The 23,169-nt window shown below is 47.4% G+C and carries 21 protein-coding genes and 1 other annotated feature; of the genes, 2 read left to right on the plus strand and 19 right to left on the minus strand.

All coding sequences use genetic code 11. The annotated features are described in order from the left end of the window. Window positions 1-121: 121 nt before the first annotated feature. The 7 genes from holA to G9G54_RS13370 form a co-directional block, all read right to left on the minus strand. Window positions 122-1,153, minus strand: coding sequence for a DNA polymerase III subunit delta (gene holA, locus G9G54_RS13340; RefSeq protein WP_029515366.1), 1,032 nt, complete (start codon window positions 1,151-1,153; stop codon window positions 122-124). A gap of 215 nt (window positions 1,154-1,368) precedes the next feature. Next, window positions 1,369-2,823 (minus strand): anti-sigma factor family protein, encoded by a 1,455-nt coding sequence (locus tag G9G54_RS13345; protein ID WP_165178430.1) that lies wholly within the window; start codon window positions 2,821-2,823, stop codon window positions 1,369-1,371. Further along, window positions 2,820-3,368, minus strand: coding sequence for an RNA polymerase sigma factor (locus tag G9G54_RS13350; protein WP_165178431.1), 549 nt, complete (start codon window positions 3,366-3,368; stop codon window positions 2,820-2,822). Before G9G54_RS13350 ends, G9G54_RS13345 begins: the two co-directional genes overlap by 4 nt. A 228-nt stretch (window positions 3,369-3,596) precedes the next feature. Then, window positions 3,597-4,586 (minus strand): iron-hydroxamate ABC transporter substrate-binding protein, encoded by a 990-nt coding sequence (locus G9G54_RS13355; protein WP_165178432.1) that lies wholly within the window; start codon window positions 4,584-4,586, stop codon window positions 3,597-3,599. A 126-nt stretch (window positions 4,587-4,712) separates the two neighbouring features. Then, complete coding sequence (locus G9G54_RS13360) at window positions 4,713-7,292, minus strand: ComEC/Rec2 family competence protein (protein ID WP_238808025.1); 2,580 nt, start codon at window positions 7,290-7,292, stop codon at window positions 4,713-4,715. 256 nt (window positions 7,293-7,548) lie between these two features. Further along, window positions 7,549-8,067: a deoxycytidylate deaminase gene (locus G9G54_RS13365; protein WP_025723414.1), complete on the minus strand. Its 519-nt coding sequence runs from the start codon at window positions 8,065-8,067 to the stop codon at window positions 7,549-7,551. Window positions 8,068-8,155: 88 nt separating this feature from the next. Continuing rightward, the gene (locus G9G54_RS13370; RefSeq protein ID WP_165178434.1) at window positions 8,156-8,803 is read right to left on the minus strand and encodes a ComEA family DNA-binding protein; all 648 of its coding nucleotides are present in this window, start codon (window positions 8,801-8,803) and stop codon (window positions 8,156-8,158) included. Between the two features lie 295 nt (window positions 8,804-9,098). Here G9G54_RS13370 and comER point away from each other — a divergent pair, with 295 nt between their 5' ends. After that, window positions 9,099-9,944, plus strand: a complete 846-nt coding sequence (gene comER, locus G9G54_RS13375) for a late competence protein ComER (protein ID WP_165178435.1) — start codon at window positions 9,099-9,101, stop codon at window positions 9,942-9,944. Here comER and leuS read toward each other — a convergent pair. Next, window positions 9,925-12,363 (minus strand): leucine--tRNA ligase, encoded by a 2,439-nt coding sequence (gene leuS, locus G9G54_RS13380; RefSeq protein ID WP_103049583.1) that lies wholly within the window; start codon window positions 12,361-12,363, stop codon window positions 9,925-9,927. The genes comER and leuS overlap by 20 nt on opposite strands. Before the next feature lie 61 nt (window positions 12,364-12,424). Then, window positions 12,425-12,681: a binding site (T-box leader), on the minus strand. Window positions 12,682-12,865: 184 nt separating this feature from the next. Here leuS and G9G54_RS13385 point away from each other — a divergent pair. Then, window positions 12,866-13,255, plus strand: a complete 390-nt coding sequence (locus G9G54_RS13385) for a tautomerase family protein (RefSeq protein ID WP_160789315.1) — start codon at window positions 12,866-12,868, stop codon at window positions 13,253-13,255. Window positions 13,256-13,327: 72 nt separating this feature from the next. Here G9G54_RS13385 and G9G54_RS13390 read toward each other — a convergent pair whose 3' ends face one another. From G9G54_RS13390 to G9G54_RS13440, 11 genes are all read right to left on the minus strand, one after another. Next, window positions 13,328-14,101 (minus strand): class I SAM-dependent DNA methyltransferase, encoded by a 774-nt coding sequence (locus G9G54_RS13390; RefSeq protein WP_103049581.1) that lies wholly within the window; start codon window positions 14,099-14,101, stop codon window positions 13,328-13,330. 3 nt (window positions 14,102-14,104) lie between these two features. Further along, window positions 14,105-15,013: a CvfB family protein gene (locus G9G54_RS13395; RefSeq protein ID WP_029515375.1), complete on the minus strand. Its 909-nt coding sequence runs from the start codon at window positions 15,011-15,013 to the stop codon at window positions 14,105-14,107. After that, window positions 15,010-15,357 carry a ribosome silencing factor gene (gene rsfS, locus G9G54_RS13400; protein ID WP_013311194.1) on the minus strand — a complete coding sequence of 116 codons (348 nt, stop codon included), beginning with the start codon at window positions 15,355-15,357 and terminating at the stop codon, window positions 15,010-15,012. The genes G9G54_RS13395 and rsfS overlap by 4 nt, the downstream gene beginning before the upstream one ends. Next, window positions 15,354-15,950 (minus strand): bis(5'-nucleosyl)-tetraphosphatase (symmetrical) YqeK, encoded by a 597-nt coding sequence (gene yqeK, locus G9G54_RS13405; RefSeq protein WP_039272316.1) that lies wholly within the window; start codon window positions 15,948-15,950, stop codon window positions 15,354-15,356. Before yqeK ends, rsfS begins: the two co-directional genes overlap by 4 nt. Further along, a complete protein-coding gene (gene nadD / locus G9G54_RS13410; RefSeq protein ID WP_071641885.1) occupies window positions 15,934-16,524 on the minus strand; it encodes a nicotinate-nucleotide adenylyltransferase in 591 nt (196 codons plus the stop codon). Before nadD ends, yqeK begins: the two co-directional genes overlap by 17 nt. A gap of 17 nt (window positions 16,525-16,541) precedes the next feature. Then, complete coding sequence (gene yhbY, locus G9G54_RS13415; RefSeq protein WP_013311197.1) at window positions 16,542-16,838, minus strand: ribosome assembly RNA-binding protein YhbY; 297 nt, start codon at window positions 16,836-16,838, stop codon at window positions 16,542-16,544. 68 nt (window positions 16,839-16,906) lie between these two features. After that, window positions 16,907-17,776 carry a shikimate dehydrogenase gene (aroE, locus tag G9G54_RS13420; protein ID WP_165178436.1) on the minus strand — a complete coding sequence of 290 codons (870 nt, stop codon included), beginning with the start codon at window positions 17,774-17,776 and terminating at the stop codon, window positions 16,907-16,909. A gap of 105 nt (window positions 17,777-17,881) precedes the next feature. Further along, a complete protein-coding gene (gene yqeH, locus G9G54_RS13425; protein ID WP_025723401.1) occupies window positions 17,882-19,009 on the minus strand; it encodes a ribosome biogenesis GTPase YqeH in 1,128 nt (375 codons plus the stop codon). Then, entirely contained in the window at window positions 19,002-19,532 is a 531-nt protein-coding gene (locus tag G9G54_RS13430; protein WP_013311200.1) for a YqeG family HAD IIIA-type phosphatase, read from the minus strand. The genes yqeH and G9G54_RS13430 overlap by 8 nt, the downstream gene beginning before the upstream one ends. A gap of 145 nt (window positions 19,533-19,677) precedes the next feature. Then, window positions 19,678-21,924: a transglutaminase TgpA family protein gene (locus tag G9G54_RS13435; RefSeq protein ID WP_165178437.1), complete on the minus strand. Its 2,247-nt coding sequence runs from the start codon at window positions 21,922-21,924 to the stop codon at window positions 19,678-19,680. Further along, window positions 21,921-23,168 (minus strand): DUF58 domain-containing protein, encoded by a 1,248-nt coding sequence (locus G9G54_RS13440; RefSeq protein ID WP_165178438.1) that lies wholly within the window; start codon window positions 23,166-23,168, stop codon window positions 21,921-21,923. Before G9G54_RS13440 ends, G9G54_RS13435 begins: the two co-directional genes overlap by 4 nt. Between the last annotated feature and the right edge of the window lies 1 nt (window position 23,169).

Raw genomic sequence — 23,169 nt, forward strand, 5'->3', positions numbered from 1 at the left:
TAATGAAAAAAACCTGACCAGCCTTGGCTGATCAGGTTTTTTTAGTTTATACCTTTTATTAATTTATAGAGTCAGCTTTTCACGATACATTAGCTGACTCTATAACAGCACATGGAGGGAATTAGATTGAAGCCCCCGCACCCATTTTCATCAAAAATAATTCCAGTCCCAGTACCTTGTCAACGACACCTGTTTTCATATGATAATCCAGCTCGCCCAATTCGTAGAGAAGCTGACGCAGCTGCTCAGGGCGGAACCTCCGCGCTTGGTCCCCTGCAACTTTCACACCATAAGGATGCAAACTAAGCTGACTCGCAATTTGTTGCTGGGAATAGCTTTGACCTGCCAGCTCTTTGACCTGCAACATAATACGGAACTGGCGCGTGATCAAAGCGGCAATCTTGATCGGTTCCTCTTTTTGCTTAAGCAACTCATAGAAAATACTGAGTGCCTTATCCAGCCGCAAATTAGCCAGATCCTCAACCATCGCAAATACGTTTTGCTCTGTGTTACGAGGCACCAGGGATTCTATATCAGCAGATGAGATGGTTCCCTGTGCTCCTGCGTACAAGCAGAGCTTGTCTATCTCAGCAGCCAAGGATTGCAGCCCGGTACCTGTGAATTGAATGAGGCTTTCAGCAGCTCCTGCAGCCAATTGCACTTCTCTTTCTCCTGCACGCTTATGAATCCAAGCCACAAGATCATCTCCACCCATTGGAGCAAAAGCAATAACCGAAGCATCACTTTTCAGTTTTTTGACAATCTTTTTCCGTTCATCCAACTTTTCAGCCTGAACCGTAAAAACGATGACGCTATAGTCAGTCGGGTTATCCATATAAGTCAACAGCGTCTCAAGCCGGTGCTCTATCTTACCGCTATCTTTGCCTGCTGCAAATACACTGGTATCCCGTACAATAATCAGCTTCTTTGGTACCAGAAAAGGCGCTGTTTCCGCCTCCTCCACGACCACCTCAATGGGCGTTTCGGTTAAATCATAAGGAATGATGGCGAAGTCACGATGCTCCTCTTCCACCACTTTCTCTTTAAGCATCTCAACAAACTGCTTCATTTGATATTTTTCACTGCCGTATAGCAAATACACTGGCGAAATGTCGCCTTTGCGAATAGCCTTAGAGGCTGTTTTTACATCCATTTTCCGTTCTCCCCCCACCCACTGATCGTACCCGACATCCGACCGGAAGGCAAGTCATGATACAAACGAAGGGACCCTGCCTATAGGCAGAATCCCTTCACCACCATCTATATCAACACGGCAGCAGAAAGCTCTAGAAACTTTCGGCCGTCGGGATACGACGTCGGTTCATATAGTTTATTCTCTATTTTTAAAAGTGTGTCAACTTACGGAAACTATTTTCCAGTGCTGCGCGGGACGGTGTACGTATATTTACTTGCTGTCCCATCCTGCTCCGTCTCATACATAAAGGTCTGGCTGTCTTCTGACCAGCTTCCTTTGACCCAGGCACCTTTTAAAGTACGGACTTCCAGGGTTGTTCGGTCTACACCGTTATCGGAAAGCTTATACACTTTCAGCTTTTTGCCCTCAATAGCCACCGCATAGCTACCATCAGGCGAGTTGAGCTGATCTGTAGATGCGGATTGGGCACTATAGCTGGAAGCATTATCGTTGTCTGGAGAGACCAGTGAATTAGATACAAAGCCTTCTTTACGAACGGGGTCTTGTGACACGGATGATTGCTGATCATTAGAAGCTGCATTGCTGCTATCCGTTCCCAAGGCATTCCCCGAATCCTTAGTGATGCTTTTGGAAGTCGTGTCTTTCGACGTTTCGTTTGACGCAATCCGCTCCTGCACCTTCAATTCCTGACTAAGCGACGAAGATGAATCATTCGTACTCGTGCTATCGTTATTACCGTCCTGAGCCGTACCCGCTAGGGGCGCTTTTTCCATTTTCGGTTCTAACTGTTCATCAGGAGCAATCGTGGGTTGATCAGATTTTTCCTGACTTAACTGTTTGTCCTCAGATTTAGAAGCATCTGCAGCAGACGGATTTTCCTTTGCCACCTGACGATCCGTACGTAGCTGTCCCTGCCCTTCATCCTGACGAGAAGAATGTTCAGCTGGTGTAGACTTCGTCGAATCTTCCTCCTCAGCTCGCTGATCGTCACGTTTCCCAGCATCCCGTTTGGAAGAGTTCTTTTCATCGTCTGCATTGGTTGCACCTTGTTTGCTCAGGTCAGGTTCTTTATCCGCAGATGGCTGAGATGCATCCGTTCCTTGCCCCTGCTCTGACAGCTGCTGTGTAGAATCCGAACCAATGGCTGCATCACGGCCTCCACTGCCATTGGCTGTATCTGTAATTTCCGTCTGATTCTGCGGATTCGTCACTTCGGGCGACTGGGTTGTAAGTATGCCTTCCGCATCCTGCACTGTTTTAGGCTCGAAGTTAAATACTACAATCCCCAGTACAACAGCAGCGGCAGCCACGCCCATAGCAGCGCGCCCAGCCATTCGATTCCACCAAGGTGTAGGCTGGGTACGCTGTCTAGGCACTGGTCCAGGCTCTACAGCCACAGGCTGCATTTCCTGAAGCGCACTTCCCTGCTCTTCACGTGCGCGGTCAATGGCATCAAGCTGAGGCATGATGGAATCCACCAGGCTGAACGCCGGGGAAACCGCAGGCAATTCCTCCAGCTCGCGAGAGAGTGTCTGAAGAATAAGAAATTTTTCCGCACAGTCCGGGCAAGTCGCAATATGGTTCATTAATTGGGACGTTTCTTCTTCGCCCAGCTCATGATCCACATAACGCTGCATCCAATCCATCACCTCTTCCCCACACTTCATCCTGATACACCACCTTTCTGATATTCCTGAAGTAGCCCTTGCAATTGCTGTCTTGCACGATATAAGTATGACTTGACCGTATTTAGCGGCAAATCCAGAGAATCTGCAATCTCGTTATAGGAGAAGTCCTGCAAATATCTTAAGACAATTACCGTCCGGTGGTGCTCCGGAAGCTGTTGTATAGCCTCACGAACATCCTGTGCCATGTAAGAGGTCAACACCTCGACCTCCACGTTTTGGGGATCGTTGAATATTATGTCGTGCTCGTCAATGGAAACCGAGGGTTTCGTTCTTCTGAATTTGTCGATGCATATATTCGTTACAATGCGTTGGACCCAAGTTTTAAACTGCGCTTTTTCCTCATAAGAGTTAATTTTGGAATAGATCCGTATGAGGGCTTCTTGTGAAGCATCCATGGCGTCCTGCTCATTGTTTAGAATGTAATATGCCGTACGGTACACATGCTGTTCTATCTCTCTTAATAGGGTAATGAGAGCGTCGCGATCGCCCGATTGAGCGGCTCGAATGAGTCCCTGCTCTACCACAAAGGATCCCCCTCTCCCTGCAATATTACAGACGTATCCATTTTGCAAATTGTTGCAGGATAGACGTCTGACACTAATTTTATTTTTTTAACAAAAAAAATTATACCAAAAAGCCCAGAATCCCCAGCATATCCTCCCTTAGAATAACAGAAAAAGGGAAGGTAGTCACCTTCCCCTAGCTCCTACATACATCTAAATGCTAGCCTATCGAGCTGCAAGATCATATTGTTACTTCTTGGAAACCAAAAAATCCGATATGAGTTCTAATTGATAAGTCAGAGCAATCGGATCTTGAAAATAAAAATCGTCGATTGAGTATTGATATACTTTACCTGATTTAACGGCAGAAAGGTTCTTCCACACACTTTTAGATAAAATATCTTTTCCTTGGTCTGCTCCGTCGCCTCGAATACCCAACATTAAAAAATCGGCATTGCCCAGCATCTCCGGTAAAGCCTCTATTGAAATGCTGGCCCACCCCTTCTCGAACGCTGCCTTTTCTACCTTCTCAGGAGCATGAAGTCCCAGCTCATCATAAAGTATGGCTCCTCCACGCCCATAAGATTTTCCATATAGATATAATTCTTTTCCTGTAATCTCAAAAATAGCTATTTTTTTACCCGAATCAATGACGTCAGACAAAGCCTGTTTCTTCTCATCAATCTTGGTTGCAAAGTCAGCCAGGCAATTTTTAGCTTCCTGCTCCTTGTTTAACACTTTGCCCAGCTCCATCAAACGGTCCTTATATTGATATTTACCATATGGGATAAACACTGTAGGCGCTATTTTTTTCAGATTTTCATATGCTTTCTCATCATAGGTAATGATCAGATCCGGCTTCAGGGTGATCACCTTTTCAAGGGATAATGCGGAGCTGTCACCGATATTTGCAACACCATTCAAATATTTTTTATAATATGGAGCATCAAATACAGTGTCTGGAGCCCCTACAGGTGTAATACCAAGTGCTAGCACATCACCTACATAATCACCGACTGCTACAACGACACGCTGGGGATGTTCAGGAAGAGTAATTGTACCTTTATCACTTTCATATGTACGCGTGGCAGCCTCATCTCCAATTGATGTGGTCTTGGAAGCAGTCGATTGACCGCTTTCTGTTACAGTCCCACCCCCACTTGTAGCGCATGCACTCAATACCAGCATTAATGAAATGATGAACAAACAAGCTGATGCTCTAAATTTAAAATAACTCACAATATTCCTCCCGTTAATAATGATTCTCATTTTCATTACTCATATGATTCTATCAAAGCTTACAGCTACTGTCCATGCAGATTGGATTCAAAGCAAACAGCCCACTCCTGAGAGTGAGCACCCGTTTTAGTATGTTGTTGTATTCGTATCTGTTTTGTACTGTTTGCGTTGGTACCTCACACTCAGTTTTCCTTGCTGCGCTCGGATCTGTATCTCTCCCATCGTATCTGTTCGATATATAGCAGAATCAACTGCCGATAAACGTTCCAATACCGCTTCATTCGGATGTCCGTAAGTATTGGTCACACCGACCGAAATAACGGATACTTTCGGTCGCCAGTAGGATAACCACTCTTCCGAGGTGGAATACTTGCTACCGTGATGTGCTATTTTCATGACGTCTACAGCTTTCCCGACAGCCCCCGTTGCTCCCTTATCTTTCACACTTGATGAAAAACGAGTTAATTCAGAGAGCAACGACGACTCTGCTGCATCATCCATATCTCCTGTGAACAAAAAAGAGGCTCCCTCCATCTCCAATATCATGGCAACAGAGTAATGATTCTGTTCCTTCATAACAGGCATCTGCTCAGATTCGTTCTCCGGTAGTGTAAACGGATAGAGAAAGCGGATTTTTGTAGCCTGGTCTGGCTCCCATTCCATACTATGATGTGCACCGTACAGCTTGATCTGCTTGTCTAAAGCCGTGTTCAACAGCTTACGGAATGGGGCTTTATCTGTCAGGGTACCATTAAAAAACAAGGTAGATACGGGAATCTGGTCAAGCACAGCCTGTAGTCCTCCGGCATGATCATGATCTCCGTGTGTTAAAATGACAGCGTCCAGCCGATGTACACCTCGTTGTTTTAGCAAGGGCACAATCGTATCTTCACCTACCTCGTAGGGATCTGCGCGTTTGCGCCAAGCATTTTTCCCTGTAGCAAAGTCCATTGTACCCCCGCCATCTACCAAAATATGTTTCCCGCCCGGCGTGGTAATTAAAATGCTGTCACCTTGGCCCACATCCAGATATTGAACCACCCCCGTATTTCTCCCACCAGGAGATTGATAACCTGTATACAATATGCCAAGCCAGGCGATAACACTTAGAGTCAGTGCCAAATGACGATAACCATTCCACTGTCGACGCGCAAATTTCCCTGCTCCCTCAGGTTCATGAGCTGTATTCAAAACAGCAGCCCATTCGGCAGAAGCCGCTAATCCCGTATACACGGGTGATGATATGGGAGTGGAATTCAAAACAGAATTATCGTCTGTTTGCCTGCGAGATGTCAGCCACGTTTTAAGCCAGTACAGAACACTATACAGAGCTGCGTAATACGCCATGACCCACAGAATGGAGGAAGACGGCCAAATACTCACATAAGCATCATCCACATTCAGCCATTTCACTAGTAAAAAGGTCAAATCGTTCAATTGCTCTGCCGGCCACGCAAGAATACGAGCCCCATCCCCCCACAAAAAGGAAAGCCCCATCGCCACCGTACCTATTGGAAGCACGATATATGTAATAAGGGGTACAAGCACAAAATTGGCCGCAAATGATAACAGCGAAAATTGATTAAAGTAGAATACCGTCATTGGAAACGAAACAAGCTGTGCCGTAATTGTAATCGCAACCTCACCTCCGATTAGGAAAGGCCATTTGGCGAAAAACGGCTTCATAAGCGGCATATAAATGAGCAACCCACCTGTCACCAAAAAGGAAAGCTGAAAGCTGACGCTAAGTAGATAATATGGATTCCAAATCAGCATGAGCAACGCGGATATACTTAAAATATTAAGTCCGTCTTTGAGCATACCTCGTCGGGCTGCAAACAAGCCGATCATCGCCATAATTCCCGCCCTCACAACAGAGGGAGAAGCACCTGTCAGCAGGACATAAGCCGGAATGAGTATCAAAACGACTGTAAGAGATGTCTCGCGGCTAACTCTTAGTAGCTTGAGTAAATATAATAGTGTAGCTGCATATACCGCCACATGCATGCCCGATATTGCTAAAATATGCGTTAAACCAAGCTGCGTAAACTCGTTATATGTTGCTGGGTCCAACTCATCTGTTACCCCAAGCACCAGTCCTTTCATATATCCTGCGTGATGAAGTGATGTAAATGCCGATTCCATTCTCTGCCCTAGTTGCTCCCTTAGCTGATCATTCCATCTGAACAAAGTGTAGCGGTTCCACAGTGAAGCCTCCTGCTTCTGTAACGAGGCTGCCCCATCGCCTTTGAAAAGCCAGTGGATTTCCTGTGTGTGCAGGTATTCACTGTAATCAAAGCTACCAAAGTTCCCCGCTTTTGTAGGAGCCTTTAAGGTGCCACGCAGTACGACTGCATCTCCACGTTGCCACGCTGCCGCAAGTTGCTGTTCCTGCTTGGCAGCCAACTTGATATGAACAATGACCTGTTCAGAAATTGGTGTACGATTCTCGTCCTTTTTCGAATGACTTCCGTAGTGATTGATTGAGGTGACTCTCATCTCAAACTGTGTTCGATCACCATCTACCTGTACTTCAGAAGCGATAAGCCCTGCTACTTGAACAGGCATGTCTTCCACCATAGAAGACGATACATGAAGAGCATCGGGAATACTGCTAACATTATGCGTGTCATGCCAAAACCAATGAAATCCACCACCGCTGAATGCAAGCCAAAGTAATACCATATGCCGGATGGGGATTTTCATCCATAAAGCTATAAGCGGAAAGATCAGGGTAACCCCCGCCCAGAGTAACAAAAGCATATGTCCAGAATACAGACATGCTCCCGCACTTCCTGTAATCCAACAAACAGTAAGGGTCAATATAGGTCTAGTTAACACAAGCTTAGCTTGAATACAATCACCTTCCGGTAGCAAACATTGCTTTCTGTCCAAAAAACACAAAACAAAAAGAACCTCTGACAAAATAGCATTCGTCAGAGGTTCTTCCTCATTTACTTTTTTAATTCATTACATCCATCAGCGTTTCTTTTGGTGGATGATAGGTTTTCAGCATACGAAAGGCGATTCCCTTTTCCTCCATCATAGCACGAACCTTGTCGGCATCTTTGGGATAAGGTCGGTGGTATACAATCTCCACAATACCGCTGTTCGCCAACATATTGGCACACGTCCAGCATGGCTGGTCGGTGACATATACCGAAGAGCCTTCACGATCAATTCGGTCAGTAAACAGCAGCAGGTTCTGCTCCGCATGAATAGTGCGAATACAACGCTGCTTCTTAACCATTTCCTCGCGCCCATCACGGTGAACGACCTCATACTCCTCTGAGATCATGCAGCCTGCCTCAGAACAGTCAGGTACCCCGGATGGTGCTCCATTATAGGCCGTCCCCAAAAGCTTTTTACCTTGTACAAGTACGGCTCCAACATGACGCCGCGCACAGCGCGAACGGGTGGATACCATATAAGCGATATCCATGAAATAGGTGTCCCAGTCCTTGCGTACATCTGCACTCATTTCCATCTCTCCCGTATAAACAAGTTAAAACGTAAACCATATCCGCTACCGCCGTTCTCAGGACCTGTACATTATAATCTTATATAAGTTACAAACTGACATACGGCTTCATTTTAGCCAACATTTTAGCTCCGATTCCCTTTACGTGATCCAAATCGTTCACACGTTTGAACGCCCCGTGCTGATTACGGTAGTTCAGTATAGCCTCGGCTTTTTTAGCCCCAACCCCTGGTAATTCCATTAACTCAGCAGCAGTCGCCGTGTTGATGTTTACCTTTTTTTCGCCGGAATCGGGTGTAGTAACCGAATCACTTACCCTATTGGCCCTACTCGTCGTTACACCACTCGAACTGACAATACCTGTGTCTGAGCTCGGATTCGCAACACCTGACTGCTTTACGGTACTTGAATTTCCCGCAATAGAGTTTTCGCTCACAGCAGCAGATACACCAGTAGAAATCTGCACAGTATCACGTTTCACATTGTCAGCGGCTTCGGCATTCCTACTGCGCTCAGCTTTGTCTGAAGGTTCTTTTACAACAGACTTTTTCTGGGCGTAGTCACTGCTGCGCTGCGACTTATTTGGCTCTGTCTCCATCGCCACAGCCTGCTCCACCTTATGGTTAAGTAAAGTCCACTCTTCTTGCGGCTCAGAGCGCTGTCCTCCGGCAAATAAAATAAGTCCACTCCCGATTACAGCAAGCGTTATCGCTGTTCCTGTCCATACACGTTTCATTTCCGTATCGTCCCCTACTCCACATGGATTTCGGGAAATTGAGCCGACTGAAAACACCGTCTCAATCAAACAGAGCAAGTCTGTCCAATTCCCGTTAAACCGGAGGGTGCAAACAACCTCCATACGGTCTCGCTGTGAGCATTTTCACAAAAAAGTGGTACGACCCCGGGGACGATCTAACATGCTCAGACATAAAATTCGTCATGTCGGCCAAGACCAGGCGCATACACTAAGAAGAATGACAGCTGACAGCACAGCGTCTATACCGCAAAGTATGAAAGGAGGACGTTGAACAATGAAAGTTGGATTTATCGGGACTGGCAGCATGGGAAGTCTGCTAATTGAGTCTTTTATTAATTCTAACGCACTCAAGCCGCAGCAAATATCAGCAAGCAATCGAACGCATTCCAAGGTAACCGAGCTAGCCCGTCGCTATCCAGGTTTGCATGCAGCCCAAAGCAACCGTGAAACGGCAGCGGAAAGTGATGTTCTGTTTATCTGTGTGAAGCCGCTGGAATCAAAAGCCGTAACGGATGAAATACGCGACGTCATTACAGAAGAGCAAATCGTCGTATCTATCACAAGCCCGGTGCAGATTCGTATTTTGGAACATGCACTGAAAGCCAAAGTATCCAAAATTATTCCAAGTATCACCCACCAAGTGGGCAGCGGAGCCTCACTGTGCATCCATGGAAGCCGGATTACAGAGGAGGATCGCACCCTTCTGGAAGAGCTTATGTCCCACATCAGCAGGCCGATTCGGGTTAAAGAATCTTATACTCGGATCACGTCGGATTTTTCGAGTTGTGGTCCTGCTTTCTTGGCCTTTTTTATGGACCAGTGGATTCAAGCCGCAGTTCAAGCTACAGGTATAGACCGTACGGAGCTATGCGCCCTGGCCGGTGAAATGATCATCGGCACTGGAAAGCTGCTCACGGAAGGCGGGATGACACCAGCCGAGTTACAGGCCAGAGTGGCGGTTCCGGGAGGTATTACCGCCGAAGCTCTCGCATTGTTGGACATCAGCCTGCATAGCGTCTTTCCCGAGCTAATACAGGCCACGCACAACAAGTATGAAGAGGACATGCAAAAGGTAGATGTCTCCTTCGGCTTAAAGCCGATTAACCGGCAACAATATTAACCAGTTTACCTGGAACAGCAATTACCTTGCGGATCGTTTTGCCGGCCAGTGCCTGCTGAACATTGTCCAACGACACAGCGAATGCCTCCATCGCTTTAGCATCAAGGTCCTTGGCAATCGTTGCACGCTGTACGATTTTACCATTTACTTGCACAACAATTTCCACTTCGGCGTCCACCGTCCATGCTTCATCATAAGCAGGCCAAGCCGCGTAGGTAATGCTATCATTGTGCCCCAGCAGCTGCCACAATTCCTCAGCCAGATGGGGTGCAAGCGGCGACAGCATTTGCACGAAGTTTTCCATTGCTGCACGCGGCAGAAGGTCTGCTTTGTATGCATCGTTGGTGAAGATCATCAGCTGGCTGATCGCTGTATTGAAACGCAGCGCATCCAGATCTTCGGTTACTTTTTTCAGCGTTTTATGCCAAGTACGATTGAACTCATCGCTACCGCCGTCATTTGTAATTTTATCGTTCAGGCTACCATCCTCGGAAACAAACAGGCGCCATACGCGGGACAGAAAACGATGTGCTCCCTCTACCCCATTCTCATTCCATGGCTTGGTCGCTTCCAGCGGCCCCATAAACATCTCATAAATACGCAGCGTATCGGCGCCAAACGTATTGACAATATCATCAGGATTAATGACATTACCGCGTGATTTACTCATTTTTTCATTGTTGTTGCCTAAAATCATACCCTGGTTGACCAGCTTATAAAAAGGCTCTTTCGTTTCCACTACGCCGATATCATACAGTACCTTATGCCAGAAACGGGCATACAGCAAGTGAAGAACCGCATGTTCCGCTCCGCCAATATACAAATCAACAGGCATCCATTCACGCTGTTTTTCTTTGGATACAAGCTCTTTGTCATTTTTCGGATCAATAAAGCGCAGGTAATACCAACAACTTCCTGCCCATTGCGGCATTGTATTCGTCTCGCGGCGTGCTTTCATACCTGTCTCAGGATCAATGGTTTCCACCCAATCTGTTGCGTTCGCCAGCGGGGATTCACCTGTACCTGAAGGCTTGATATTGTCCATCTCCGGCAGTACGAGCGGAAGTTGGTCCTCAGGAACCGTTTTGATCGTTCCATCCTCCAGATGAATTACCGGAATCGGCTCGCCCCAATAGCGTTGACGGCTGAACAGCCAGTCACGCAGGCGGTAGGTGACTTTGCCGTGTCCTTTGCCCTCGGCTTCCAGCCATTCAATCATCTTCGGAATCGCTTCCTCGTTGGTAAGTCCATTCAGCGGGCCTGAATTGACATGCGGTCCATCCTCAGTATATGGCTCATTAGCCACATCTCCACCTTGGACAACCTCAATGATATTCAATCCGAATTGCTTGGCAAATTCCCAGTCACGCGCATCGTGAGCAGGTACAGCCATAATCGCTCCAGTTCCGTAGCCTGCCAGTACATAGTCAGCAATCCAGATCGGCAGCTTTTCGCCGTTCACCGGGTTCACTGCATAAGCTCCTGTGAATACGCCTGTTTTATCCTTGGCCAGATCCGTACGCTCCAGATCGCTTTTACGAGCAGCTTGTTCACGGTACTGTTGTACAGCATCCTTTTGCTCAGGCGTAGTGATAATATCCACCAATTCCTGCTCTGGTGCCAGCACACAGTAGCTTGCGCCGAACAGTGTATCTGGGCGGGTTGTAAATACTGTGAGTTGCTCGTCATAGCCTTCAATTGGAAAACGAACCTCAGCCCCGGTAGACTTACCGATCCAGTTCCGCTGCATATCCTTAATACTCTCAGACCAATCCAGTTCCTCCAGATCATCCAGCAGACGATCCGCGTATTCCGTAATTTTCAGCATCCATTGACGCATTGGTTTACGGACGACCGGATGACCGCCACGCTCACTCTTACCGTCAATAACTTCTTCATTCGCCAGCACTGTTCCCAGCGCTGGGCACCAGTTCACGGGTACTTCAGCTACATATGCAAGGCCGCGCTTGTACAGCTGGATGAAGATCCACTGTGTCCATTTGTAATAATCAGGGTCCGTCGTGCTGATTTCACGATCCCAGTCGTAGGAGAAGCCGAGCGATTTGATTTGACGGCGGAAGTTATTTACGTTTTTCACCGTAATTTCGCGTGGGTGCTCCCCTGTATCCAGCGCATGCTGCTCGGCAGGCAGACCGAAGGCGTCCCAACCCATCGGATGCAATACGTTGTAGCCGCGCATTCTTTTATAACGTGAAACAATATCCGTAGCTGTGTAGCCCTCTGGGTGGCCTACATGCAGGCCGGCTCCAGATGGGTACGGAAACATATCCAAAGCATAAAACTTCGGTTTGCCCGGCTCTTCCCCGGTGCGGAACGTCTTGTTCTCATCCCAATATTTCTGCCATTTTGGTTCAATACTTTGCGGTTGATAGCCGTGCTTCGGCTGTGTGTCTGTCATTGTCTTTTCCTCCTCAAACGGTATGCAACAAAAAAACCTCTGCATCCCGTAGCGTGTCAGCGCTAGGGACGAGAGGTTATATTCCCGTGGTACCACCCTAGTTAGCAGAAAGCGTTCTTCGCGTTCTACTCCCTTTGCACCTGATAACGGAGGTGATCCGATGCGGGTTAATAACAGGATACAAGCACCTGTAAAGGCGTTCCTGCGTTGGACGCATATCTCCGAGGCGAGTTCACTTTGCGCTGTCAACCGGCTTGCACCACCCGCCGGCTCTCTATATGTCCAGACAAAGCTACTATTCCTCATCAGCGATTGTTTAACCGTTAATAATGGCACTATTATATTGAAAACCGCGAAAAAAGTCAAATAAGGACTATCTTTGGTGTTAAAGACCCTCTTCATACTAATTGTTCATGACACATGCATACGAATGTTTTATAATAACTTCGAATTAAATTGATGCAAATTGAGTTGAGTTGAGATAAGAAAGGTGAGCTGAGACATGGCACAGATTAAAATTTTCGGAATAAAAGAAGCTCTAAATCCAATCAAAAAGCAGCTTTCAGAGGTGATTCATTCTGCTGTGGTGGATGCATTCAAATACCCTCCAGACAAGAGGTTTCATCGTTTTTTCCCTATGGATCAGGAAGACTTTATATATGCCGATGGTCGCTCTGAGGCGTACACCATTATTGAAATCAGTATCTTTGAAGGCAGAACGACAGAAGCTAAGAAGCAGCTCATCCAGCTGTTATTCCAACGAATTATGGACCATTTTGGCATTGCTCCACAGGATCTTGAGATTACTATATTTGAAACGCCCAAACAGAACTGGGGTATTCGGGGTGTACCGGGTGATGAGCTTCAGTTGAACTATAAAGTGAATATATGAGTGCAAAAAGACGCCCTTCATGTCATCATGAAAAGCGTCTTTCTTTTCCTAAATTTGCTCAATGAGTCTTCACTATTTTACAGCAACATAAAACAGTCTCGCCGCGTCATCTTCTGCTTCTACCCATTCAAAATCCGCATATACCTTCACATCACGAAAACCTGCTTTGGACAATTCTGCTTTCATCCAGTCTGGATCATAGGCACGCTGTACATGAATTTCCTCGAAACGCTGATACAGATCGCGTCCTTCATGTTCTGCTTTCGCAAAGATACTAAGATGATGCTCAATTTCACAACGGGGAGTGTCCAACGCACATGTCCAGATATATGAGATAGAGCGATCATCCAGTACGAATGGCTGCTCTTCATCATAACGTAAAAACGTCTGCGGATGATGCACATCGAACAAGAAGGTTCCGCCAGGCTTCAGTCCAGCATGAGTTCTACGAAAAGTAGAAATTATATCTTCTTCCTCCAACAAGTAATTCAGACAATCGCAAAAAGAAATTACAGAATCCACAGGCTCGGGTAAAATCCATTCTCTCATATCCTGCTGTATCCAGCGAACGCTTCCCTCACGAAACAATCGCTGTCCCTGGGGAGTGGTTTCCATTTTGCGACGGGCTACTGCCAGCATGTCAGAGGATAAGTCGATTCCAGACACTTCGAAGCCCGAGTTAACTAGGGGAATCGTAATCGAACCCGTTCCACAGCCCAGTTCGGCCACCGTATGCGGCATACCGTACTGATCCCAAGCCTGCCGTGCAAAGCGTAACCAGTCCGGGTACGGCATGTCCTGCATCAGCTCATCATACACATAGGCAAACTTCCGGTAAGAAGCCATTTTTTATTCCCCATTCCCGTCCTTCGGTTTCGGCATTTTCTCCACCAGGTAGGTCCAGTTTTCCTTTTGTGTAACCATTCCTTCCTTCATCAGCTTGCCCATCGCACGCTTGAAGGCGGATTTACTGATACCAAACCGTTGCTTGATAATATCCGGCGGCGTTGCGTCGGAGTAAGGCATGCCGCCACCCGGACGCTCTTTCAGAAAAGCAATTAATCGATCCGCATCCTCATCACGACCTACTTCCTTGCGTGGCGACATCGCCAGATTGACCCGACCGTCTTCGCGAACAAGTGTGACCCGTACCTTAACCTCTTCGCCCAAGCGAAGCATCCGGTTGCGTTCCGAGGAGTGAATCATCCCAATCGCACCAAAACCAAGCACACCTCCGTCCACCAGAACGAATGTGCCCATTTGAAGCGGCTTGTACACAGTCGCCTGCACCCACGTATTCAGCCACGAATCAGGGGCGTGGAAGCACAACGGAGCCAGTTCCTGTTCCCCTGCCAGCTTAGCCCGCAGTCTACCTTGCTTGTCATGCTCCATAATGGCATACACGTAGTCGCCCACCCGAGGATGTAAATCTCGGTTTTCTGGCAACTCACGAATCGGCAGCAAAAGCTGACGACCCAATCCCATCTCCAGGAAACAACCCAAACGCGGATGCACATCAGCCACTTCAAGCTTTGCCATTTCGCCCAACGACAAGAACGGCTTTTTCATGGTTGCGGCCAAGCGGTCCTCTGTATCGTGAAAAATAAATACCTCCAACCGTTCACCAACTTCAATTTCACGTGTCAGCTCCGTATAATGCAGCAGCACATCCTGCTCACCAACAGTGAGAAAGTAGCCGAAAGGAGATACCTCACGATCCACCATAATGGTGACATAAGTACCGGCGATCAAACTCATACCTTTTCCACAACCTTAGCATCCGACCAGAGTCGTTCAATGTTATAGTATTCGCGCTCGTCGCGATGGAAGACATGCACTACGACATCCCCCAAATCCATTAGAACCCAACGGGCGGAATCCATTCCTTCGATTCCTTTGATGGTTACACCTTCATCATGAGCGCGTTTGCGAATTTCTGTTGCAATCGCCTGTACCTGTGTATCCGAATTACCGTGGCAGATAACAAAATAATCAGCTACTAGTGATATTCCCCGCAAATCCAGTGCGACAATATTCATTGCCTTTTTATCATTTGCAGCATCAACCGCTGTTTGCATTAATTGCTCATTAGTTAGGGTCATTCATGAACCTCCGTTTTTCTCTGTTTTAGTTGTTGAATCAAGTCATTACGCGACAAGACTGTTAGTGGAAAAATAACCTTTTTCTTTTCCAGCAACAATGAAATCGTGGAGTCAAATCCAGCGATAAGGCCCTGCTCCAAGCTTTTCTTTGCCTGTTTACGGATATGCTCAACCCCCGGAAAATCCCGTCCCGGTTCGATGTAATCAGCGAGACACACGACTTTATCCAGCAGGCTCATACCTACGCGTCCTGACGTATGCCAGCGGATCGCATTCCTTATTTCCGGATCATCCACTCCGTAATCTCTTGCTGCAACGCAGTATCCTACCTCTGAATGCCAGAGCTGCTTGTCATGTTCCAAAAGCTCCTGATCACATTCGGGATGACTGCGAATCACCTCTTCCATCTGCTGAACAGGCCAATACTTCGCTACATCATGCAAAATAGCCGCCAGTTCTGCCTTATCCGGATCTGCTCCATAGCGCTTCGCAAGCTCCACTGAGGTATGCATAACACCTAGTGTGTGCTTCCAGCGCTTTTCAGGCATTTGACCAGATACGGCTTCCATTAATTGCTCACGGCTGTACTTCATACAAACCGCCCCTTGTAATATAGTCATGCACACGATCAGGTACAAGATAACGGATAGTGCGCCCTTCCGCAGCACGCTCTCGAATATCCGTCGACGAAATATCCACCACCGGCATATCCGCCAGCAGTACCTTGTCCTGCAAATAATGCGGCAACTCATCCAACGCAAGCTGGAATCCTGGGCGCCGAACACCAATAAAACAAATTCGCTGCGCCAGCTCCTCAATTCCCTGCCAATGAGGCAAGTAGTTCACCATATCCGCACCAATAATAAAATAAAAATCCACAGCAGAGTGCAACTCCTGAAGCTCCTTGATCGTGTCAATGGTATAGGATACTCCCCCACGAAGCACTTCAATATCCAGCACTTCAAAAGCAGGATGACCCGCTACCGCTTCACTCGTCATCTCCAGACGCTCCTTACCGCTCGCCCCCGCCTGATGCTTGTGCGGAGGAATATGAGAAGGCATAAACCATACTTGATCCAGCCCATAGGCATCTCTTGCCGCTTCTCCAGCCAGCAGATGTCCAATATGAATCGGGTCAAATGTACCACCCATAATACCGATTTTCATAATTTTCTCCCCGCGTGTTATCCTCTAGGCAACTCGATTTCCTTATGATCACGGGATTCTTTGTACAAAATAATAGTGCTCCCGATGATCTGTACAAGCTCAGAACCTGTCTCCGCGGCCAGTTCTTCCGCAATTTCATGCTTGTCGTCCAAACAGTTGTTCAAAATTTGCACTTTCATCAGCTCACGCTTTTCAATCGCATCGTTGATGTGACGCATAAGATGCTCATTCGTACCGTTTTTACCTACTTGAAAAACCGGGTCCAAATGATGCGCCATTGAACGCAAATATCTTTTTTGTTTACCTGTTAACATGTATATTTAACCCCTTCGTCGCCACATATGCAATGCAGCATTTCCATAATTTTAATGTACAATCTTACTTACGACAGGCTACTCAGCACAGCCGCTCTCATTTGCTCTACAGCAGGGACAACCCCTGTAAAATACTCAAAAGCCACAGCCCCCTGATACACGAACATGCCCAAGCCTCCATGTACAGTACAGCCGCGCTGTTCACGGCTTTCCCGTAAAAGTCTCGTTTCCAGCGGGTTGTAGATCAAATCACTCACAATGATTCCCTCCGGAATCAAGCTCGTTTCCAGTGGAAGCTCATCCGCTAAAGGAGACATTCCCACCGAGGTTGTGTTAATCAACACATTCACTGTGGCGAGCACGCTCTTGGCATCTTCGTTGGAATAACCCCTCACTGGGATCGCTTCCGTCGTCCACTCTAATGCCAGTTGCTCAGCTTTGTCACGTGTTCGGTTCAAAATAATAACCGATTCCGGTTGCTCCTCCAACAGAGCATGAATCACGCCACGAGCAGCCCCTCCGGCTCCAAGAACAGCAATTCTTGCGCCCTTCAACTCGACAGAAGTCTCTTCTTTGAGGGAACGTACGTAGCCAATTCCGTCCGTGTTATAGCCCTTAAGACGTCCATTGTCATTCACTATCGTATTGACAGCGCCAATGAGTCTGGCCCCTTCATCAATCTCATCCAGATATTTCATAACCTCGACTTTATGGGGAATCGTCACATTGACTCCGCGGAAATGCATAGCGCGAATCCCCTTCATGGCATCTTCCAGCTGATCCGGTTTGACATGAAGAGGTACAAAATCTCCTTCAATCCCCGCTGCCTGTAAAGCTATTTTATGCATAAGAGGCGATTTGGAGTGCTTGATCGGATCACCCAATACGCCCAATAGTACAAGACCTTGTTCGGTCGCTTCAGACTCCCCGCTGTTCATCGTTGCTCTCCCCCATATTGCAAAATATTAGGCCGCACAAATACATGAATGGCGGCAGGAACCAGTACCTGTTCCTTGCCGCCCTATAACATGGTTACAGCAACGTTATATCAACGCAGGCCGCAAAAGCACACGGACTCCCCGAGGAGCATGAACTGCAACCAGAGCTCCGTTCTCGCTATTTACCCTGATCCATCCCAAACCGGAAATGTAGATGTCCGATGGAGATTTGCGTGGAACGCGGAACTCATGTCTTGTCCATTCCGGCATCTCTGCCAATTGATCGCGTGTTGGCGGAGATAACAATTCCCCGGCATGATCAGCGAACAACTGATCAGCTCGCTCCAGCTTCGTGCGATGTATCTTAAGACCACCGTTAATGTAGCAGGTAAATGATTGGTGCTGACCCTCCACAAAATCAAATCGGGCCATACCGCCGAAAAACAATGTTTGTCCGGCATCAAGCTGATATGCAGCAGGCTTCAGCGGCTTGTCCGGCATAATAGCGCTCAAGTCCTGACGGGAGACGATTTCGCTGAATCGCCAAGGGTATACAATACCCGGAGTATCAATAATGTGCTTGCCGTCGTCGAGCGGAATATTCACCATATCGAGTGTAGTCCCCGGGTAACGGGACGTTGTGAGTTCCTGCTCCATATCGCTATAATCACGAATCAAGCGGTTAATAAGCGTCGATTTACCCACATTTGTCGCTCCGACTACATATACATCGCGGTTACCACGGAGCTCAGATACCACATCCAACAGACGGTCAAAGCCCTGATTTTTTTTAGCTGAGCACAGTACGATTTCTTCCGTGCGTAGTCCTTGCTCTTTCGCTTGCTTTTGTACCCAGTTACGTACCTTGTTCCAATTCGTTACCTTAGGCAGCAAATCGGTCTTGTTCACAGCCAGTATAACCGGATTGGAGCCTACAAAGCGTTGCAAACCGGAAATCAAGCTACCTTCAAAATCAAAAATATCTACAATGTGGATGACGAGCGCATCTTTGTCGCCAATCTGGCTGAGCAGCTTCAAGAACTCATCTTGATCCACCGTAACTGAAGACGTCTCATTATAGTTTTTGATCCGGAAGCAACGCTGACAGATGACAGGTTCGCGAGTAAGCAATTTTTCAGGAATATATCCCGGAAGCTCCGGGCTAGTGGTCTGCACGGTAATACCGCAACCACTACATTTGACGGCAGTGCCGCCGTCAGGTCTTTCAGTCATTCTTCTTTTCCTCCTCAAGCCATAAGCCTTTCTTACGTAACCTTGTGAGCGCGATTCGCTCCAACCGCCGATTAAATCGGGTCATGACTCCTTCATCATGAATGGATATCGGTAGCACCAACACCGTATGCAATCCCAGTCGGTTGCCTCCCAATACGTCCGTCAACATTTGGTCCCCGACCATAATAGTCTCTTCCGGAGTCAGCCCCATCATACGGATGGCTCTACGAAAAGACGAGTTGGAGGGCTTCCGTGCGGCATGTATAAATTCAATGTCCAAAGGCGTAGCAAACACGGATACACGGTCCATATTGTTGTTAGACACGATGACAAGCTTAAAACCCGCCTGTTTGACCTTCTCAAACCAGGCCACCAGCTCGGGAGTCGCATTCGGCGCTTTTGCACCGACCAGCGTGTTATCTAGATCCGTAATAATGCCGCGATATCCTTGAGCATACAAGCCCTCAAGATCAATATCAAAGACGGTATTCACCCGTAATTTGGGCATCAGCATTTCAAACAACGTCGGTCACCTCAGTTTCATACGACAAACTATACCATATTACTATGGCTTAGTAAAAAGCTATCCGCAACAAACGGACAGCTTTTTCACTAAATATATAGCTAAAGATTAAAATAGACGGCGTTTGGACCTAATCAAAAATAGACTAGTCTTGATCCTTCTGATCCGACGCAGCTTTTCGTCCAGCCCATCGTTTTATCCATCCTTCTTTGTGTAACAGAGATGCCTGCTGGCGAACCATATGCCAATCTTCTGCGGTTACGGATGAGGGGCTATAACGCGCTTGTTCAAATCGGCCAAGCAGCTGATGTAAAATTGAAGCGTGTTCCGGTACTTCTAGCGACCATCTATCAACTGATTCCCTCAGCGTCTCGTGACTGGCGCGGACAAATCCCCTTCTTCGCATGTACCTTAACCAGTGCTCAGTTTCGACGACCACCTTTTCATCCGGGGTCAGCGGCTTACCTCTGCGTAAGCGCAGCAGGTAAAAGTGAATGTCTGCGCGATTACGCCAGACGATATAAGCAGCCCACAGCAGCAGAATTGCAGCAGCAGAACCTATAATTACAGGATGAATATTTGAACCTTCTTCTGGATTAGTCTGCGGGGTTTGTTCAGGCTGTTCTGGTTCAGGCTGATCTTTAACCTCAGGGACTTCTGGAGTCTTTGAATCCTCCTGTTCCGTAAGCAGCGGCATATCAAAACCAGGCGTAGCTTCTACAGGAACCCAACCGTATTCACCTAAATATACTTCCGCCCAGGAATGAGCATCCGCATTTGTCACGGAGTAAGAGGACATATTTTCGTCATTTTCGCCCGTTGTTGCATCATCTGAAAATGTCTGCTGACCAGGTGCATATCCTTTAACCCAACGGGCTGGAACCCCAACAGAGCGAGCCATCATGACTAATGAGGTGGAATAATAATCGCAATAGCCCTCCCGAATCTCAAACAGAAAGGCATCCACAAAATCTCTGCTTCTTTTCCGTGAGAGGTCCGGGTTGTTCGTATATGCATAATTTTGCTGCAAATACTGCTGTAGTAATCCGACTTTTTCATACGGCGTTTTCGCCGTTGACGTTACGTTCTGAGCCAAATCACGAACCCGCTGTGGCAACTCATCTGGAATTTGTAGATAGGCATCCTGTTTGTTTTTTCCGTACAACTCATTAAAAGTTTTTGTGCGTAGCTCTTTCTCAGGGATCACAGGGACATGTGATACCAGAGTATACGTTTTAGGATAAGCAGTTCTTCGGGAGGATGGATTCCAAAGCAGTTCCGCCTGTTCCGGGTTCCAACGTAACCCATCTGCCCGTGAATCTCTGTCCACCGATTGAACACGCTGCACCGAATAGGCGCCAAACAGAACAGGATAGCTCTGGTCATTTTGCATCGTAATGGTCTGAACGACCTGCTCCGTCGAATGCCGCGTTTCTTGTGTGTTTTCAAGCTCTGCGGTCATTGGAACATCATTCAGCGTTTGATCATCGTTTCCCCCGTCACTCCAGCCTGTACCGGAATAGGTTCGTTTTGTTTCCCCCCGCCAGTAGCTTCGTTGAGTGGTCGTGATGGTCATGACAGGAGAATAATCAAAATTAAAACCTCCACCCAACCGATTATCCTGGCGACTATAACCTGATGCGGTGTTCATCCGCTGATTCAATGCCCCAGATCCATTGCTAATCCCGGCGGTGGTTGAGCTATTTCTCTGGGTCCACGCTGTATAGGGATCCGTCAAAGCTGGCTGTACCTCTGGCATATTGACACCAGCCATAATAATGAGCGCAAAAATGACCGCAATATTGGCTGCTATTTTATATGGATAGCGTCGAATATGCTTCCAGCCTTGAGGATAATGCTGCCGAAAATACTGAAGATGCTGTGTCACTAGCCAACCCATACCAGCAAAGACGATCCAGGCAACTTCCTCCCACAGCACAGTAGGCGTAAAGGAATCAAGCACTGCCAGCGCGGCGATATTAATACCCACAAAAACAAGAATCCGCTGCTTCGTTGTAACGATGAGCGGCACCATTTCAATAACTAGCCAAGCGATAAGGGAAAACCAAATATAAGGAGACATATTGGATATAAATTGGTCCAGGCGATTGGCTACCCCTCCGAAGGGGATAATGATGGAGTAAGACACCAATGTCCGATACAAAATAAAAAACAGCGCCGCCGCCTTAACAATAAATTCAATCCAAGGACGAAATGGTAGTACAATCTTCACCAGAGCCAGCATTGTAATGGTCATCAGTACAAGTGCTCTTGTCTCTTCAAGCCATAATTCGGAAGCAAAAGAAACCCATTGCATGGCAATAATAATAATCCATAAAAATGTAAAAGCGGGGGCCCAGGAACCCTTTAACGATTGTAACCAGCTCTTCATAGTGTCCCTCCCCCCATTACAGCCGGGAGCTCTTCAAGGCTCTCAACATCGTAGCCCTTGATTCCCCTTGCACGAAGCATGCTCATCCATTCTTCAGCTTCTCCCTCAGCAGAACCTTCTCCTATATAGACATGGCACGGAGTCATCCCCCGAGTATCGGCCCAGCGAAGAAGCTCCATCGCCTGATAATCCTTCAGCGGACTAATCAGTATAAAATAACAGCCTTGCGGAAACTGACGCACACTGCTTTCTACAGCGGATTTCAAGCTACCTTGTGAAGTTGTGTGTATGTCTACCAAGTGATGCATCATTCGTTGTCGTTCCATTGTCTGCTCACTTGGCTGAAAGACAGTGCCTTTTTCTCCAGCTGTGCACAATCCAACCCCCATTCGCTCCCGTCCACCATATTCCAGCAATGAAGCGGTAGAGGATACAGCTAGCTCAAACTGTTCGGCGTTTACATAATGCTTCATGTGTACGTCCAGCACAAGCATCGTTTTTGGAACGGTCTCATGCTCAAATTCCTTGGATTTCCAGCTACCTGTACGAGCCGTCGCATTCCAATGGATGCGCGAAAACCGATCTCCATATACATAGTCCCGTACACCGTTAATTTGTGTCGTTTCACGCCGCGTTCGAGTTTGAACGGTCTGCGGTCCAGACATCCTTGAGCGACGGTCATTCATCTGCCAATATGGAATGAATACCGTTCGGGGCAGCACCCGAAATTCACCGCGTGCGTTCAAGCTGCCTTTGTGCTCCAACAGACCGAAGATGTCCTCACTCACACATTCCGTTTCCTCAAAGTGATAGCTTCCTCGCTCTAAAGCAGGAGTCTGAAATGTAAGCTGACCGCCCCCTTTTAGACTGGGAATGACACTGTCCTCAAACGACCAGGATTCACCTGTATGTCGCTTGAGGACCTCACGGACAATGACATAGGGTAACGGAAGAAAACCAGGTATACTGAGGCTCAGCTTTACATGCACCTGATCTCCCGCATGCAGCAGTTCTCCAAACTGCGAGCCTTGCGAAAGCTGCCGGGAGCCTTGCACACGGCGAACTCCGCTCAGACCAACGATCCATAAATAAACGATTAACAGCGTAACCATAGACAACAGCATGACCGACGTCTTGCCGCCCTGAAACAACAAATATAGCAGGCACACCACCCATATGACCACCAGAAGCCAGATGCGGCCTGACAGCCGTGGAAGCCTGCGCTTCCTTTTGACCATATTCATT

It is taken from the genome of Paenibacillus sp. EKM212P (assembly GCF_011066115.1).
GTDB classification, from domain to species: Bacteria; Bacillota; Bacilli; order Paenibacillales; family Paenibacillaceae; genus Paenibacillus; species Paenibacillus polymyxa_B.

Excerpts from the sequence above, each read along its gene's own strand:
- holA (WP_029515366.1), bottom strand. The coding sequence starts at position 1,153 with ATGGATGTAAAAACAGCCTCTAAGGCTATTCGCAAAGGCGACATTTCG.
- G9G54_RS13345 (WP_165178430.1), bottom strand. The coding sequence starts at position 2,823 with ATGAAGTGTGGGGAAGAGGTGATGGATTGGATGCAGCGTTATGTGGAT.
- G9G54_RS13360 (WP_238808025.1), bottom strand. The coding sequence starts at position 7,292 with ATGAAAATCCCCATCCGGCATATGGTATTACTTTGGCTTGCATTCAGC.
- G9G54_RS13365 (WP_025723414.1), bottom strand. The coding sequence starts at position 8,067 with ATGAGTGCAGATGTACGCAAGGACTGGGACACCTATTTCATGGATATC.
- G9G54_RS13370 (WP_165178434.1), bottom strand. The coding sequence starts at position 8,803 with ATGAAACGTGTATGGACAGGAACAGCGATAACGCTTGCTGTAATCGGG.
- comER (WP_165178435.1), top strand. The coding sequence starts at position 9,099 with ATGAAAGTTGGATTTATCGGGACTGGCAGCATGGGAAGTCTGCTAATT.
- leuS (WP_103049583.1), bottom strand. The coding sequence starts at position 12,363 with ATGACAGACACACAGCCGAAGCACGGCTATCAACCGCAAAGTATTGAA.
- G9G54_RS13385 (WP_160789315.1), top strand. The coding sequence starts at position 12,866 with ATGGCACAGATTAAAATTTTCGGAATAAAAGAAGCTCTAAATCCAATC.
- G9G54_RS13390 (WP_103049581.1), bottom strand. The coding sequence starts at position 14,101 with ATGGCTTCTTACCGGAAGTTTGCCTATGTGTATGATGAGCTGATGCAG.
- G9G54_RS13395 (WP_029515375.1), bottom strand. The coding sequence starts at position 15,013 with ATGAGTTTGATCGCCGGTACTTATGTCACCATTATGGTGGATCGTGAG.
- rsfS (WP_013311194.1), bottom strand. The coding sequence starts at position 15,357 with ATGACCCTAACTAATGAGCAATTAATGCAAACAGCGGTTGATGCTGCA.
- yqeK (WP_039272316.1), bottom strand. The coding sequence starts at position 15,950 with ATGAAGTACAGCCGTGAGCAATTAATGGAAGCCGTATCTGGTCAAATG.
- nadD (WP_071641885.1), bottom strand. The coding sequence starts at position 16,524 with ATGAAAATCGGTATTATGGGTGGTACATTTGACCCGATTCATATTGGA.
- yhbY (WP_013311197.1), bottom strand. The coding sequence starts at position 16,838 with ATGTTAACAGGTAAACAAAAAAGATATTTGCGTTCAATGGCGCATCAT.
- aroE (WP_165178436.1), bottom strand. The coding sequence starts at position 17,776 with ATGAACAGCGGGGAGTCTGAAGCGACCGAACAAGGTCTTGTACTATTG.
- yqeH (WP_025723401.1), bottom strand. The coding sequence starts at position 19,009 with ATGACTGAAAGACCTGACGGCGGCACTGCCGTCAAATGTAGTGGTTGC.
- G9G54_RS13435 (WP_165178437.1), bottom strand. The coding sequence starts at position 21,924 with ATGAAGAGCTGGTTACAATCGTTAAAGGGTTCCTGGGCCCCCGCTTTT.
- G9G54_RS13440 (WP_165178438.1), bottom strand. The coding sequence starts at position 23,168 with ATGAATATGGTCAAAAGGAAGCGCAGGCTTCCACGGCTGTCAGGCCGC.